Consider the following 14,148-nt stretch of genomic DNA (forward strand, 5'->3'; position numbering starts at 1 on the left):
GCAGCCCGGGCCTCCCGCTCCTGCCGCGCCGCCCGGACCAGCCCGTCGGCACGGCCGTGCAGCGCCCGGGCACGCTCCTCGCTGGTGCGCAGCGCGAGTCGGGCCTCCATCTCCTCGGCCCGGCTCTGCTTGGCCAGCTCGGCGAGTCGCTCCCGCGCAGAGGTGTCCGGCTCCTCCTGCGGCGCCTCTTCGGCCGCCGCCAGCCGCTCCTCGAGCTCGGCGAGTCCGGCGACCGCCTGCTCCCGCGCCTGCTCGGCCCGCGCGATGGCCTCGGCCAGGCGCTCGGCTTCCCCGCGAGCCGCCCGGGACTGGGCGCCGTACTGTCCCAGCTCCTCGGCGACCGCGGCCAGCGTCGCGTCCGACTCGTGCAGCTTGGCCAGCGCCACGTCGACCCGCTGTTGCGCGGCCAGCCGCTCGGCCTCCAGCCGGGACGTCTCGAAGGTCGCCCGCTCGGCGGCGGCGCTGGCCTCGGCCAGCTGGGCGGCGGCCTCGTCGGCCGCGGCCTGGACCTCCAACAGGCTCGGGGCCGTCGCCGACCCGCCGGCGATCAGGTGGGTGCCGACCAGGTCCCCGTCCCGGGTCAACGCGACCAATCGGGGCTCGGCGGCGACGAGGTCACGGGCGGTGGCGACGTCATCGACCACCACCATTCCGGCCAGCAGCCGGGTGAGCGCCGGGCGCAGCGTCGCCGGACACTCGACCACGTCGATGGCCGGCCGGGCCGAGCCGGGGAGCGTCGGCGGCTGTTCGGCGGCGACGGGAGCACCGTCGAGCAGCAGCCCGGCCCGGCCGAGGTCCTCGGCCTTGAGCCGCTCGATCGCGCCGAGCGCGGTGTCCGCACCGTCGACGACGACCGCGTCGGCGGCGGCTCCGAGCGCAGCGGCGATGGCCGTCTCGTAGCCCGGCCGAACGCCGACCAGCGCGGCCAACGAGCCGAGCACCCCGGGCAGGTCGGCGGCGAGCAACGCACCGGCGCCGTCCTTGCGGTTCAGGCCGAGCTCGAGGGCGTCCTTGCGGGCGGCCAGCGCCGATCGGTCCCGGTCCGCCTGAGCCGCCTCGGCACGCAGCTTGGCCAGCCGCTCCTCGAGGTCCTCCAGCACGGCCGTGGCGGCCTCGTGCTCGGCGTCGAGGCCCTCCTCGCCGGCGTCGAGGCCGGCCACCTGGGTCTCCAGCGCGGTGAAGTCGCGCTGTGCTCGCTCGACGCGGGCCAGCGCGTCCTGGCGGGCCGCACCGAGCCGGCCGACCTCGTCGTCGGCCGCGGCGGCACGCGAGCGGAGCGCGTTGACCTGTCCGGTCAACCGGGCGAGCCCCTCCCGTCCCTCGGCGAGGGCCCGCTGCAGCGCCGCCACCCGACGGTCCTCCTCGGCGGCGGCGTCCTCGGCCGCCTTGCGGCTCGCGACGGCCCGCTCCAGTCCGGTACGACGCTCGGCGACCTCGGCCTCGATCTCCTCCTCCTGCGCACGGGCCCGCTCGGCCTCGAGCTCGAGCTGCTCGGGATCGCGCCCGGGCCGCTGCTCGACCTCGGCCTCGGCACCGGCGTTGCGCAGTCGCTCCGCGGCCAGCGACTGGGTGCCGCGCAGCCGTTCGCGCAGGCCGGAGAGGGCGAACCAGGTCTCCTGGGCGGCCGCCAGCGCGGGCAGGTCGGTGCGCAGCGCCAGCTCGAGGTCGCTCTCCTGCGTGCGCGCGGCGGCGATCTGCTCCTCCAGCGCGGTACGACGCGCGGCCAGCACCGACTCGTCGGCCAGCTCCTGGGCCAGCGCGGTCCGTGCGGTCGCCAGGTCATCGGCGAGCAGCCGGGCCTTGGCGTCGCGGACGTCGGCCTGCACCGTCGCCGCCTGCCGGGCCACCGCCGCCTGCCGGCCCAGCGGCTTGAGCTGGCGCCGGATCTCGGAGAGCAGGTCGCCGAGCCGGTCGAGGTTCTGCTCGGTCGAGTCCAGCTTGCGCAGCGCCTTCTCCTTGCGCTTGCGGTGCTTGAGGACCCCGGCGGCCTCCTCCACGAACCCGCGCCGGTCCTCCGGGGTGGCGTGCAGGATCGAGTCGAGCTGGCCCTGGCCGACGATGACGTGCATCTCCCGGCCGATGCCGGAGTCGCTGAGCAGCTCCTGGACGTCGAGCAGCCGGCAGGTGCTGCCGTTGATCGCGTACTCCGACCCGCCGTTGCGGAACATGGTGCGCGAGATCGTCACCTCGGCGTACTCGATCGGCAGCGCGCCGTCACTGTTGTCGATGGTCAGCGCCACCTCGGCGCGGCCCAGCGGCGGACGGCCGCCCGGGCCGCTGGTGCCGGCGAAGATGACGTCCTCCATCTTGCCGCCGCGCAGTGACTTGGCGCCCTGCTCGCCCATCACCCAGGCCAGGGCGTCGACGACGTTCGACTTGCCCGAGCCGTTCGGCCCGACGATGCAGGTGATGCCGGGCTCGAGCTGCAGCGTGGTCGCGGAGGCGAAGGACTTGAACCCCTTCAGGGTCAGGCTCTTCAGGTACACGCGGGCTCCCACATCTGGTTCGGTTCACTGGCGGACACGCGCCCTGGTCGGCCGCGCGGGGGAAGCTCAGCGCCCCCACCCTAACCCGGGCGTACGACGATCCCCGGGACCGCTGCGACACGTGAGGCCACCCCTCGCGCGCGTTCCTGACCTCACCCACTCCGACACGCCGGGATCCGGGTGCCGGAGGTCAGGCGGGACCGGGTCGGACCGGGTTCAGGACGGGTCCGAGCCGGGGCCGAGCGCCGCCTCGACCTCGGCCAGCGCCGGGTCGCGCAGGCCGGTCGAGTCATGTCGCCACCACACCTCCCGGTAGACGACGCGGCCGGTCATCCACGGCCGGTGTGCGCCGAAGAGCACGACCTGGAAGGCGGGCGCCGGGATCCGCCGTGACGGCGCCTCGAACCCGGCCTCGGCGGCCGGCCGGAAGCCGCGCGGCCGGTAGTAGCCCGGGTCGCCCTCCAGGAACAGCGCCGGGGCGCCGTACGCCTCGGCGGCGCCGATGGCGGCGGCCAGGAGCGCGGTGCCGATCCCGGTGCGCTGTCGCGGTGGCGTGACCGAGAGCGGACTGAGCACGAGTACGTCGACCAGCGCCCGTCGCGCATCCAACCAGGCGTGGCTGACCCCGACATGTCCCACCACCGCACCCTGCTCCACCGCCACCAGGCTCGCCCGGTCGAGCCCGAGGCCGACGACCTCGGCCCACAGCTCGGCCACCGCCGGACCGTGCTCGCCGAAGGCGGCGGCGATCACCTGGCCGACCGGATCGGTCCGGCCCGCGCGCCTGATCTCCCTCCGCGGCCGGCCGCTCACCCGTCAGCCCTCACCCGCCGGCCCGGCCTCATCGGCCGAGACGGCCTCGAGCCCGGCGACGAACAGCGCGATGGCGAACCTCGTCGGGCCGGTGGTGACCCGGATCGGCAGCCGGCCGGCCGGCCAGGCCTTCTCCGTCGTCGCCATCCCCTCACCCTACGTGGCACGGACACCGGTCGTTCCGCGCGGCCCGGTGATGGCTCCGCGGTGCTCGGACCGATCCTGGCCGGCTCGACGTCCGGCTCGAGTTCAGCTCGAAGTTCAGTGACGCAGCAGGTCGTCGACCGAGGTGATCTCGACCAGCGGCGCGTAGAGCGCCATCGCGTCCAGCGCTCGCCGGTGGTCCTCGTCGGAGGCGCCGGCACAGGCGTCGGCCACCACCCGCACCCGGATCCCGGCATCGGCCGCCGGCAGCACGGTGGAGAGCACGCAGCAGTCCGTGGACACGCCGCCCACCACCAACTCGCTCGCCCCCGGCACCGCGGCGGCGAGCGCCGGACCCCACTTGCCGAACGTCTCGCGGGTCACCACCGACGCGTCCTCGACCGGCACGGTGAGGTCGTAGAGCGGGTCGTCGGGCGGGACCAGCGCGAACGGCCACTGCTCGAAGTACTCCACCCAGGCGCCGATCGGGGTCGCCGGGGCGACGTACCTGGTCAGCACCGTGCGAGCGGCGAACGCCGTACGCAACCGGGCGAAGCCGGCGGCGGCCTCCCGATAGCGCGGGGCCGCCCAGGGACTGCCCTCGGCGAAGACCCGCTGGAAGTCGATGCCGACCAGCCAGGCGGTCACGTCGGCCGTTCCTGGCGCCGTACGACGCTCGCGCCGGCCAACCCGCCGAGGAACCCGATCAGCAGCGCGGCCAGCACCCCCAGGTTCGCGCCGCGCCACTGGCCGCTGCGTCCACCCAGGCCGAGGACCTCGAGCAGGTAGCCCTGCCAGTCCAGCCAGCCGGCGTAGGTGTTGGTCACCATCCCCCAGCCGACCACCGTGGCCACCGCCAGCGCGAGCACCGCCGTCCCCCGCACCCGGCCGTACCGGCCGCCGACGTCGTAGAGGGCCTGCTGGTCGTAGTCCCGGCGGCGCACCACCAGATCGCCCAGGAAGATCCCGCACCAGGCCGCGATCGGCACGCCGAGGGTGATCAGGAAGCCCTGGAACGGGCCGAAGAAGCTGTCCGCGCCGAAGACGATGTAGGCGGCGGCGATCGTCATGATCACCCCGTCGATCGCGGCCGCGGCGTAGCGCGGGATCCGCAGCCCGGCGGCGAGCAGCGCCAGCCCGGAGGAGTAGATGTCGAGCGCGGCGCCGCCGATCAGGCCGAGCAGCGCGACGATCAGGAACGGCACCAGGAACCAGTGCGGCGCGATGGTGGCCAGTCCGCCGACCGAATAGGCGCCGACCGCGTCGTTCAAGGTCGTGGACGACCCGGCCAGCAGCGCACCGAAGATGACCAGCACCACCGGCGCCAGCGCGCCGCCGATCGTGGTCCAGGCGACGATGCCCCGGCTCGAGGCGGCCCGCGGCAGGTAGCGGGAGTAGTCGGCGGCGGCGTTGACCCAGCCCAGCCCGAAGCCGGTCATCATGAAGACCAGCCCGCCGACGAACTCCGGTGCTCCCCCGGCCGGGATGGCGCTGACGCTGCTCCAGTCGATCTTGTCGGCGACGACGGCGAAGTAGACCACCGTGAGCACCCCGGTGACCACCGTGATCACCACCTGCAGTCGCATCACCAGGGTGAAGCCGTAGACGCCGGCGGCGATCACCAGCAGCACCACCACGATCAGTGCCCCGATCTCGACCCCGGTGCCGCTCCCCCAGCCCAGCAGGCCGAAGACCTCGTTGGCCGAGAGCACCGCGGTGGCCACCAGCACCGTCTCCCAGCCGACGGTGAGGATCCAGGAGAGCACCGCACCGATCCGGCTCCCCTCCACCCCCAGTGCCGCCCGGCTGAGCACCATCGTCGGGGCCGACCCGCGACGGCCGGCCAGCGAGATGAAGCCGCACAGCAGGAAGGAGACCACGATGCCGACCACGCCGGTGACCACCGCCTGCCAGAACGAGACCCCGAAGGCGAGCAGCCAGGAGCCGTAGGCGATGCCGAGCACCGAGACGTTGGCGCCGAACCACGGCCAGAACAGGTCGGCCGGTCGGCCGTGGCGCTCGTCCTCGGGGATCGGGTTGAGGGCGTTGAGCTCGATGGCCAGGGCACCCGCGACCGGTACGGCCGGCGCGGGATCCGGGTTCACACTCATGCCCGAACCCTAGTGCGCCCCGGCGCCGCTCGGCTTCGCCGTACCGGCTGCCGAGCCACCAACGAGAACCGACCCTGGGAGTCCCCAGAGTCGGATCATGTGTCGGATCATGTGTCGGATCATGCGGGTGGACCCCGCCACCCTGTCGTCGTACGGCGCCACAGGCGCCGACGACCAGCGTCGAACAGGCCCGCTCAGGCGGGCTGCATCTCCTGCATCGAGGAGTCCAACAGCTCGGCGGCACGAGCCTGGACCAACGCGTCGTTCTCCTGCTTGAGGTTGACGACGAGCTCCTCGAGCTCCCGCACGCGCATCCGCAGCGCGGTGTTCTCCGCGGTGAGGTGGGCGGGAGTGCGCAGGTCGCTGTTCAGGTAACCGATCAGCGCCTTGGCCATGAATACAGTCCTTGTCGGTGTGGGACACCCGCGATCGGCGGGCCGTCTTCAAGAGTCCCACCAAGAGCGCACGCGGTCAATTCCGCGGCGGCCGATCCGCCCGGTCCGCGCGCTATCCGCGCGACTTCTTGTGACGCCGGGCGCGGAGCTCGAGCAGCTCGGCCCGCTCGGCCTCGCTGAGCGACTCGGTGCCGCCGGCGCTGATCTTGTCCAGCAGCTCGTCCATCCGCTGCTCGTCGCGCGACTGGGCGGCCTCGATGAACCGCTCCGGCGTGACGTCCTGCATCTGCCACGGACCCGGCACCACCGTCGGCCGGTCGGCGTCGAACCTGCGTCGCCGGGCCCGCCGCGGCCGGCCGGCGTGACCACGGGGCGAGCTCAGCTTCGGCAGCCAGTGGTACCGGCTCAGCATGCCGAACTGCCGGGCGACGAAGCCGCACACCACCGCGCCCAGGAGGAAGACCAGCAGCATCGTCCAGCGCCGGTCGCCGAGGTACTGGATGACCTGGACGCCGGCCAGGATCAGGCCGAGCACCCAGGCCGGGATGCTGAAGAAGAACATCCGGTCCGGCCACTCGGCGATCCACAGCAGCAGGACCATCAGCTCGAGCATGTTGAGCCCGTAGAGCGCGTCGGCCAGTCCCGTGGCCGCGGTCACCGCGAGCAAGAGCCCGCCGAGGACGATCGTCCAGACGGTCAGCATCGCAGCGAACTTCCGCTTGCCCAGCTCGGAGCGCTCGAGGTCGGAGCCGAAGTACCAGAAGAAGAACATGGTCAGCACCGTCCAGAACACGTCGTTGCTGGTGACGGTGATGAACGGCCAGGTCAGCAGGGTCCATGCCTTGCCGGCGTAGAACATGTCCGAGGTCGGGACGAGCGCGAGGTTGGTGTAGGTCCACAGGCCACCGGCGGCCGCGAAGACCATCAGCCCGACGAAGGTCAGACCGACCACCACCCAGCTGGTGGTCACCTCCAGGCCACCCAGCCGGAACCACGGCTCATGGGGGTAGCTGCCACCGGGGGTCAGTCGGAATCGTCCTCGCACATGCCGAGCCTAATTCACCGTTCCACCCATCCCGGCCCCGGCGCCGCTCCCCCGACCTCGCGCACCCCGACACGGCGAGAAGAGCCTGCCCGAGGTCAGGCGCGCGGGGGACGTTGGCAGGCCGGGCAGAAGTACGACGAGCGGTTCATGAACGCCACCCGCCGGATCGGCGTACCGCAGCGGGCGCAGGGCTCGTCCACGCGTCCGTAGGCGTGCAGCGAGCGGTCGAAGTAGCCCGACTGACCGTTCACGTTGACGTAGAGCGCGTCGAACGAGGTGCCGCCCTGCCTCAGCGCGTCGCCCAGCACGTCCCGGACGTGCCCGAGCAGCGCACGCAGGTCGGTCGCGCGCAGCCGATCGCCGCGACGCCCGCCGTGGATCCGGGCGCGCCACAGCGCCTCGTCGGCGTAGATGTTGCCGACTCCCGAGAGCACCGTCTGGGTGAGCAGCAGCCGCTTGATGCCGGAGGCGGAGCGCCGGATCCGGCCGATCACGTACGCCTCGTCGAACTCCGGGTCGAGCGGGTCGCGGGCGATGTGCGCGATCTCGGTGGGAAGCTCGGCGCCGCCGGGGCTCAGCGAGAGGCCACCGAAGGTCCGCTGGTCGACGAAGCGCAGCTCGGTGGCCGCGCCGTCGGCGGACTCCAGCGTGAGCCGCACCCGCAGGTGCCGCTCGGGCCGGGCCGTGACCGGCTGCACCAGCAGCTGGCCGCTCATGCCGAGATGGGCGAGGATCGCGTCGCCGCGGCGGGCGTCGTCCAGCGGCAGCCAGAGGTACTTCCCGCGCCGGCGGGCGGCGACCACCGTGCGCCCGGCGAGCGCCTCGGCGAAGGCGGTGGCACCGGCGGCGTGGCGGCGTACCGACCGCTCGTGGAGTACGTCGACCCGGGTGATCCGGGCGCCCACGACGTGACGCTCCAGACCGGACCGGACCACCTCGACCTCGGGAAGCTCCGGCACCTCGGGCTAGCTCTCCGGCGGGCTCTGGGCCGGGTCCGCCTGGCCCGCGACCGGCCCGTCGTGGATCTCCCGGTAGGCCGTCTCCGCGGCCGCCTGCTCGGCCTCCTTCTTCGACCTGCCGACGCCGTTGCCGTAGCGCTCGGCGCCGATCTGGACCTGCGCGTGGAAGGTCTTCATGTGGTCGGGACCCGCGTCGGTGATGACGTACTCGGGCACGCCGAGACCTCGCTCCGCGGTGAGCTCCTGCAGCGAGGTCTTCCAGTCCAGGCCGGCGCCGAGCGCGGCGGCCTCGGTGATGAGGTGGTCGAAGAGCCGGTGCACCAGCACCGAGGAGACCTCGATGCCTCCGGAGATGTGCACCGCCCCGATCACCGCCTCGACGGTGTCGGAGACGATCGAGGCCTTGTCCCGGCCGCCGGTGCTCTCCTCGCCGCGGCCGAGCTTGATGTGGTCGCCGAGACCGATGGAGCGGCCCACCCCGGCCAGCGCGCGGGCGTTGACCACCGCCGCCCTCAGCTTGGCCAGTCGGCCCTCGGAGAGGTCCGGGAAGGTGCGATAGAGCGCCTCGGTGACCACCACGCCGAGCACGGAGTCACCGAGGAACTCCAGTCGCTCGTTCGTCGGCAGGCCGCCGTGCTCGTAGGCGAAGGAGCGATGCGTGAGGGACCGCTCGAGCAGCTCGGGCTCCAGTACGGGATCGCCGAGCGCCTCCCGCAGACCGGGATAGTCCTCGGCACCGGTGGCCAGTGTGTGAGCGCTCAGCGGCCCGACTCTTCCGTCCCGACTCGTGCGCGACTCGGTCAGAGGACCTGGCGACGAGCGGTGCGGGCGCCGTACTGACCGCACTCGCCGCAGGCACGGTGCGGCAGGTGCTTGGCACCGCAGGCGGGGTTCGCGCAGGTCACCAGGGTCGGGGCGACGGCCTTCCAGGCCGAGCGACGGTGGCGCGTGTTGCTGCGCGACATCTTCCGCTTCGGGACAGCCACTGTTCTCTCCTCATAGCTGGGCCGGTCGGTCGACCGGCCTCGTCATCGTACGTCGATCCCGGGTCGCCGGGCCGGCGTGGTCTAGCTCTCGTCCTTGCCGAGCGCGGTCAGCCTCGCCCACCGCGGGTCGATCGCAGCCTCGTGCCCATGGTCCGGATCGTCGGCGAGCCGGGCCCCACACTCGGGGCACAGACCCGGACAGTCGTCCTGGCACAGCGGCTGGAACGGCAGTGCGAGCACCACCGCGTCCCGCAGCAGCGGCTCGAGATCGAGCAGGTCACCCTCGAGCTTGCTGACCTCGTCGTCCTCGGAGTCGGTGTCCTGGCCGACGCGTGTGTCGTCATAGACGAACAGCTCCTGGAAGCCGACCTCGGTCTCGTCCTCGATCGGCTCCAGGCACCGCGCACACTCGCCCCGGAGGCCGACTCGCGCCGTCCCCGTGACCAGGACGCCCTCCATGACCGCCTCCAGCCGCAGGTCGAGCTCGACCGGCGAACCTTCGGGGACAGCAAGGACTTCGATGCCCAGATCTGCCGGCGCCGGCACCGTCCGCGTCAGCTCCCGCTGCGACCCCGGGCGGCGGCCGAGCTCGCGAGTGTCGAGCACGAACGGCGCTCTCGGGTCCAGGCTGGTCACGTGGTCACTTCCGGATGAGGGCACAACAGATCGAGGAAGATCGTAGCCGTCGGCCGGCGCGGCGAGCAAAACCTCGCACCACCGGACGGACGGCCTCAGCCGTCGCCGGTACGGCGCTCGGCGAGCCGCGCCAACAGCTGCCGGTGGACATGCGGCGGCACGAAGTCGGTGACGTCGCCACCGAACGAGGCGACCTCCTTGACCAGACTGGAGGAGACGAAGGACATCGACGGGTCGGTCATCAAGAAGACCGTCTCGACCTCAGTCAGATGGGAGTTCATCTGGGCCATCTGCAGCTCGTAGTCGTAGTCACCCGAGCCGCGCAGCCCCTTGACGATCGCCTGGGCACCGGCCTCCTCGCAGAACGCGGTCACCAGGCCGCTGAACCCCTCCACCCTGATGTTCGGCCACGGTGCGACCGCCTGGCGCAGCATCTCCATCCGCTCCTCGGCGGTGAACAGCCGGCCCGACGAGGCGGACTTCGATCGGTTCACCCCCACCCCGACGATCACCTCGTCGAAGAGGTCGGCGGCCCGGGCGAAGATGTCGATGTGACCGTTGGTGACCGGGTCGAAGGATCCCGGGCACACCGCTCGTCGTACCACCGTCGCTCCTCGTCGGTTCTCGTCGGTCGTCAGCTGAGCTCGTCCTCGGCGGCCACTGGGCCACCGGCGCGACCGTACCAAAGGACCGTCTCGCCGTACCGCCTGCTCCAGGTCCGCGCGATGCCGTCCGGCCAGGCCGGCTCCGGGCTGCGGCCGGAGCGCTCGACGACCACCAGGGCGTCCGGCACCAGCCAGCCGTGCGAGACCAGCGCGGCCAGATCGCCGGCCAGGGCGTCCTCGGTCAGCGGGTAGGGCGGGTCCAGGAAGGCGAGGTCGTACGGCGCGGTCGGTGGTCGCCGCAGCGCGGCGTCGACCGCGGCGGTGACCACGTTGGCCCGGCGGAAGCCGATCGCCGCCGCGTTGCGGGCGATGAGCCCGGCCGCCGCCCGGTCCTGCTCGACGAAGCTGACGATGCCGGCGCCGCGCGACCAGGCCTCCAGACCCACCGCACCGGTGCCGGCGTACAGGTCGAGGAAGCGCAGCCCCTGCAGGCTGCCGCACCACGACTCGATGGCGGAGAACAGCGCCTCCCGCACCCGGTCGCTGGTCGGTCTGGTCCGGGCGCCCCGTGGTGTGGCCAGGCGTCTCCCGCCCGCGGCGCCCCCGATGATCCGCGTCACGTCTTCTCCATGAAATCGGCCTCGACCGAGGCCTCGATCCGAGCCACCTCCGCGGCGAGCAGAGGAGCACTGGTCAGGTCGCCATCCTCCCCGAGGAGCTCCTCGGCCGCAGCACGGGCCTCGGTGATCGTCCGCTCGTCCCGCAGCACGCGCAGGTTCTCCAGGCTCGAGCGGAAGCCCGACTGCGAGGCGCCGAGCACGTCGCCCTCCCGGCGCTGCTCCAGGTCGACCCGGGCCAGCTCGAACCCGTCGCCGGTCGCGGCGACCGCCTCCAGCCTGACCCGAGCCGGGGTGCCGCTCTCCGCGGCACTGACCAGCAGGCACACTCCCCGATGGCCGCCACGACCGATGCGGCCACGGAGCTGGTGCAGCTGGGAGACACCGAACCGGTCGGCGTCCAGGATCACCATCGCGGTGGCGTTGCCGACGTCGACGCCGACCTCGATGACGGTGGTGGCCACCAGGACATCGGTCTCGCCGGCCGCGAAGGCGCGCATGGTGCGCTCCTTCTCCTCGCTCGGCAGCCTGCCGTGCAGCATCGCCGTGCGCAGGCCGGCCAGCGGCCCGGCGGCGAGCTGCTCGGCGATCTCCACCACCGCGGCGGGCCCGGCGCCGCCCGGCGCCGTGCTCACCACCGACCCCTCCTCGTCGAAGTCGACCTGGTCGTGCTCCCCCTGCTCCAGCTCGTCACCGCTGATCCGGGGCGCCACCACGTAGGCCTGACGACCCGCCTCGACCTCCTCGCGGACCCGCTCCCAGACCCGCGGAAGCCACCCCGGCCGGTCGGCCAACGGGACCAGGCTGGTCTGGATCGGCGCCCGGCCGGCGGGCAGCTCGGTCAGGGTCGAGACCTCCAGGTCGCCGAAGACGGTCATCGCCACCGTGCGCGGGATGGGCGTCGCCGTCATCACCAGCACGTGCGGCGGCACCCCCGCCTTGTCGGTCAGCGCCGCGCGCTGCTCCACCCCGAACCGGTGCTGCTCGTCGACCACGACCAGCCCCAGGTCGGCGAAGCCCACCCGGTCGGTGAGCAGCGCGTGGGTCCCGATGACGATGCCCGCCTCCCCGGTCACGATCCGGCTCAGCGGCTCCCGGCGCTGGACCTTCGACATCGACCCGGTGAGCAGCTCGACCTGGGTCGACTCCTCGCCGCCGCCGAGCAGGCCGGCGTTCATCCCGTTCGCGGCCAGGTCGCCGAGCAGCGCGGTGATCGAGCGGTGATGCTGGTGGGCGAGCACCTCGGTCGGCGCCAGCAGCACCGCCTGGCCGCCGGAGTCGACGACCCGCAGCATGGCGCGCAGCGCGACCAGGGTCTTGCCGGAGCCGACCTCGCCCTGCAGCAGTCGGTTCATCGGATGGGGCGCGGCCAGGTCGGCCTCGATCTGCCGCCCGACGGCGCGCTGTCCCTCGGTGAGGTCGAAGGGGAGCCGGGCGTCGAAGGCCGCCAGCAGTCCCCCGCCGCCGGTGCGCGCGGTGCTGCCCAGCGCCCGCGTGGCGCGCCGCCGACGGGCGAGCACCAGCTGCAGCCGCAGCGCCTCGGCGAACCGGAACCGGCGACGAGCGGCCTCGACCTGGGCGAGGGTCTCGGGCGCGTGGATCAGGTCGATCGCGGACCGCAGTCCGAGCACGTCGTACCTGCTGCGCAGCGCCGCCGGCAGCGGGTCGTCCAGGTCGGTGACCACCTCGCGGGCGAAGCGGATCGCGCGCATCAGGTCCCAGTGCTGCAGCCCGTGGGTGAGCGGGTAGATCGGGAACAGGTCGCGCTGGGCCTCCACGGCGAGCTGGGTGTCCGCGCTCTCCTCGGTCGGGTCGCCGAAGACGACCATCTGCGGGTTGGTCAGCTGCCACTGGCCACGGAAGGCGCCGACCTTGCCCACGAAGACGCCGCGGGTGCCGGCTCGCAGCCGGTTCTCCTGCCAGTGCGCGATGCGCGGGGTCTTGGCGAAGAACGTCATCGACAGCGTCGCGGTCTGGGTGCGCAGCGTGGCCTCGACCCGGTACGCCGTCCGGCCGGTACGCCGATCGGTGTAGGTGTGCAGCCGGCTGCCGGCGATCTCGCCGACCACCGTCAGCATCTCGCCCTCGTGCAACTCGGCGAGGTCGCTCAGGTCGGCGGTGCGCAGGTAGCGCCGCGGGAAGTGGTGCAGCAGGTCGCCGACGGTGCGCAGCCCGAGACCCTTGGTGAACCGGTCGGCGCGCTTGTGGCCGCCCAGGACCGTCTCTACTCCGGAGTCGAGGGTGATCGACATCGGGCTCCTGTTCGGGTTCGCCTGTTCGGGTCCGTCTGGTCGGGTCCGGCTGGTCTATTCGACCGAGATCAGCAGCGGATAGCGGTCCTGCCCGCCGTGGTAGCTGACCGCGTCGATGCTCGGATGCTCGGTCTCCAGCCAGGAGAGCACCGCCGCCGCCAGCTCCCGGTCGGGATCCGCGAGGCCGGAGACCAGGGTGACCAGTTCACCACCGCTGCCCACCAGGCGGTCGAGCACGTGGATCGCCACCTCCTCGAGGTCGTCGCCGACCTCGGTGAAGTCGCCGTCGATCACCCCGAGCACGTCGCCGGGCTGACACGGCCCCGCCATCGTGATCGCGCGCCGGGCCGCGACCGTCACCGCGCCGTGACGGGCGTGCCGGGCGGTGGCGGTCATCTCGAGCACGTCGCCCTCGAGGGTCTTGCCGGGATCGTGCACCGCCAGCGCGGCCAGCGCCTGGACCTGCACGGTGGTCGGGATGACGACCACCGCGATGCCGAGGTCGTCCTCGGCCGCGCGTGCCGCCGCCTCGGCGACCCGACGGATGTCGCCGTCGTTGGGCAGCACGATCACCTCGGCGGCACCGCACTCCTCGATGGCGCGCACCAGCTCGGCGAAGCCGGGCTGGCGACCGGGCTCGGCCGGCACCGGGACCGCGCCGGCAGAGCGGTAGAGCTCCGCCAGGCCGGGCCCGGCGCTGACCGCGACGACGGTGCGGCCACGGCGGGGTCCGACGCGTCCGGCACCGGAGCCCGCCCGCTCGGCGTCGCTCCTGACCTGGTCGGCGAAGTGGGTGACGTGGATCCGGTGCGGGCGGCCGGCCTCGATGCCCGCCTCGATGGCGCGACCGACGTCGTCGACGTGGATGTGGACGTTCCACTCGCCCTCGCCGCCGACGACCACCAGCGAGTCCCCCAGCGCGCCGAGGGCGGTACGCAAGGCGGGGATGCGGTCCTCCTCGGCGTCGAGGAGGTACATCACCTCGTACGAGGGGCCGTCCGGGCACGGTTCGGCGTCCGCCGGGGACGCCGGCCCGCCCGCGGACGTGGCCGCGTCCGCGGGCGGCCGGGACGGGGCCACCGGCTCGGCGCTCCTCGCC

At 73.1% G+C, this 14,148-nt stretch carries 14 protein-coding genes and 1 pseudogene; all 15 read right to left on the bottom strand.

Annotated elements, in window-relative coordinates; translation table 11 throughout:
• Positions 1-2,486 (bottom strand): chromosome segregation protein SMC (gene smc / locus QM638_RS00405; RefSeq protein WP_415139949.1); only part of this gene is annotated, 2,486 nt, incomplete at its 3' end.
• A gap of 216 nt (positions 2,487-2,702) precedes the next feature.
• Positions 2,703-3,299, bottom strand: coding sequence for a GNAT family N-acetyltransferase (locus QM638_RS00410; protein ID WP_415139950.1), 597 nt, complete (start codon positions 3,297-3,299; stop codon positions 2,703-2,705).
• Between the two features lie 3 nt (positions 3,300-3,302).
• Positions 3,303-3,446: a hypothetical protein gene (locus QM638_RS00415; protein ID WP_415139951.1), complete on the bottom strand. Its 144-nt coding sequence runs from the start codon at positions 3,444-3,446 to the stop codon at positions 3,303-3,305.
• A gap of 114 nt (positions 3,447-3,560) precedes the next feature.
• Entirely contained in the window at positions 3,561-4,091 is a 531-nt protein-coding gene (locus QM638_RS00420; RefSeq protein WP_415139952.1) for a cysteine hydrolase family protein, read from the bottom strand.
• Positions 4,088-5,554: a purine-cytosine permease family protein gene (locus QM638_RS00425; protein ID WP_415139953.1), complete on the bottom strand. Its 1,467-nt coding sequence runs from the start codon at positions 5,552-5,554 to the stop codon at positions 4,088-4,090. Before QM638_RS00425 ends, QM638_RS00420 begins: the two co-directional genes overlap by 4 nt.
• 194 nt (positions 5,555-5,748) lie before the next feature.
• Positions 5,749-5,949: a hypothetical protein gene (locus tag QM638_RS00430; protein WP_415139954.1), complete on the bottom strand. Its 201-nt coding sequence runs from the start codon at positions 5,947-5,949 to the stop codon at positions 5,749-5,751.
• Between the two features lie 112 nt (positions 5,950-6,061).
• Entirely contained in the window at positions 6,062-6,994 is a 933-nt protein-coding gene (locus QM638_RS00435) for a hypothetical protein (protein WP_415139955.1), read from the bottom strand.
• A gap of 95 nt (positions 6,995-7,089) precedes the next feature.
• Positions 7,090-7,953 carry a bifunctional DNA-formamidopyrimidine glycosylase/DNA-(apurinic or apyrimidinic site) lyase gene (gene mutM, locus QM638_RS00440; RefSeq protein ID WP_415139956.1) on the bottom strand — a complete coding sequence of 288 codons (864 nt, stop codon included), beginning with the start codon at positions 7,951-7,953 and terminating at the stop codon, positions 7,090-7,092.
• Positions 7,954-7,959: 6 nt separating this feature from the next.
• On the bottom strand, positions 7,960-8,700 hold the full coding sequence (gene rnc, locus QM638_RS00445) for a ribonuclease III (RefSeq protein WP_415139962.1): 741 nt from the start codon (positions 8,698-8,700) through the stop codon (positions 7,960-7,962).
• Between the two features lie 53 nt (positions 8,701-8,753).
• Entirely contained in the window at positions 8,754-8,939 is a 186-nt protein-coding gene (rpmF, locus tag QM638_RS00450) for a 50S ribosomal protein L32 (RefSeq protein WP_415139957.1), read from the bottom strand.
• A gap of 81 nt (positions 8,940-9,020) precedes the next feature.
• Positions 9,021-9,575 carry a YceD family protein gene (locus QM638_RS00455; protein ID WP_415139958.1) on the bottom strand — a complete coding sequence of 185 codons (555 nt, stop codon included), beginning with the start codon at positions 9,573-9,575 and terminating at the stop codon, positions 9,021-9,023.
• 95 nt (positions 9,576-9,670) lie between these two features.
• Positions 9,671-10,180, bottom strand: coding sequence for a pantetheine-phosphate adenylyltransferase (gene coaD / locus QM638_RS00460; RefSeq protein ID WP_415139959.1), 510 nt, complete (start codon positions 10,178-10,180; stop codon positions 9,671-9,673).
• Between the two features lie 29 nt (positions 10,181-10,209).
• Complete coding sequence (gene rsmD, locus QM638_RS00465; protein ID WP_415139960.1) at positions 10,210-10,800, bottom strand: 16S rRNA (guanine(966)-N(2))-methyltransferase RsmD; 591 nt, start codon at positions 10,798-10,800, stop codon at positions 10,210-10,212.
• On the bottom strand, positions 10,797-13,049 hold the full coding sequence (locus QM638_RS00470) for an ATP-dependent DNA helicase RecG (protein WP_415139961.1): 2,253 nt from the start codon (positions 13,047-13,049) through the stop codon (positions 10,797-10,799). The genes rsmD and QM638_RS00470 overlap by 4 nt, the downstream gene beginning before the upstream one ends.
• Before the next feature lie 54 nt (positions 13,050-13,103).
• Positions 13,104-14,148, bottom strand: a pseudogene (locus tag QM638_RS00475) (Dak phosphatase); the annotation flags it as partial.

The organism is Nocardioides sp. (assembly GCF_047606145.1).
Classification (GTDB): Bacteria; Actinomycetota; Actinomycetes; order Propionibacteriales; family Nocardioidaceae; genus Nocardioides.

Excerpts from the sequence above, each read along its gene's own strand:
- QM638_RS00415 (WP_415139951.1), bottom strand. The coding sequence starts at position 3,446 with ATGGCGACGACGGAGAAGGCCTGGCCGGCCGGCCGGCTGCCGATCCGG.
- QM638_RS00425 (WP_415139953.1), bottom strand. The coding sequence starts at position 5,554 with ATGAGTGTGAACCCGGATCCCGCGCCGGCCGTACCGGTCGCGGGTGCC.
- QM638_RS00430 (WP_415139954.1), bottom strand. The coding sequence starts at position 5,949 with ATGGCCAAGGCGCTGATCGGTTACCTGAACAGCGACCTGCGCACTCCC.
- QM638_RS00470 (WP_415139961.1), bottom strand. The coding sequence starts at position 13,049 with ATGTCGATCACCCTCGACTCCGGAGTAGAGACGGTCCTGGGCGGCCAC.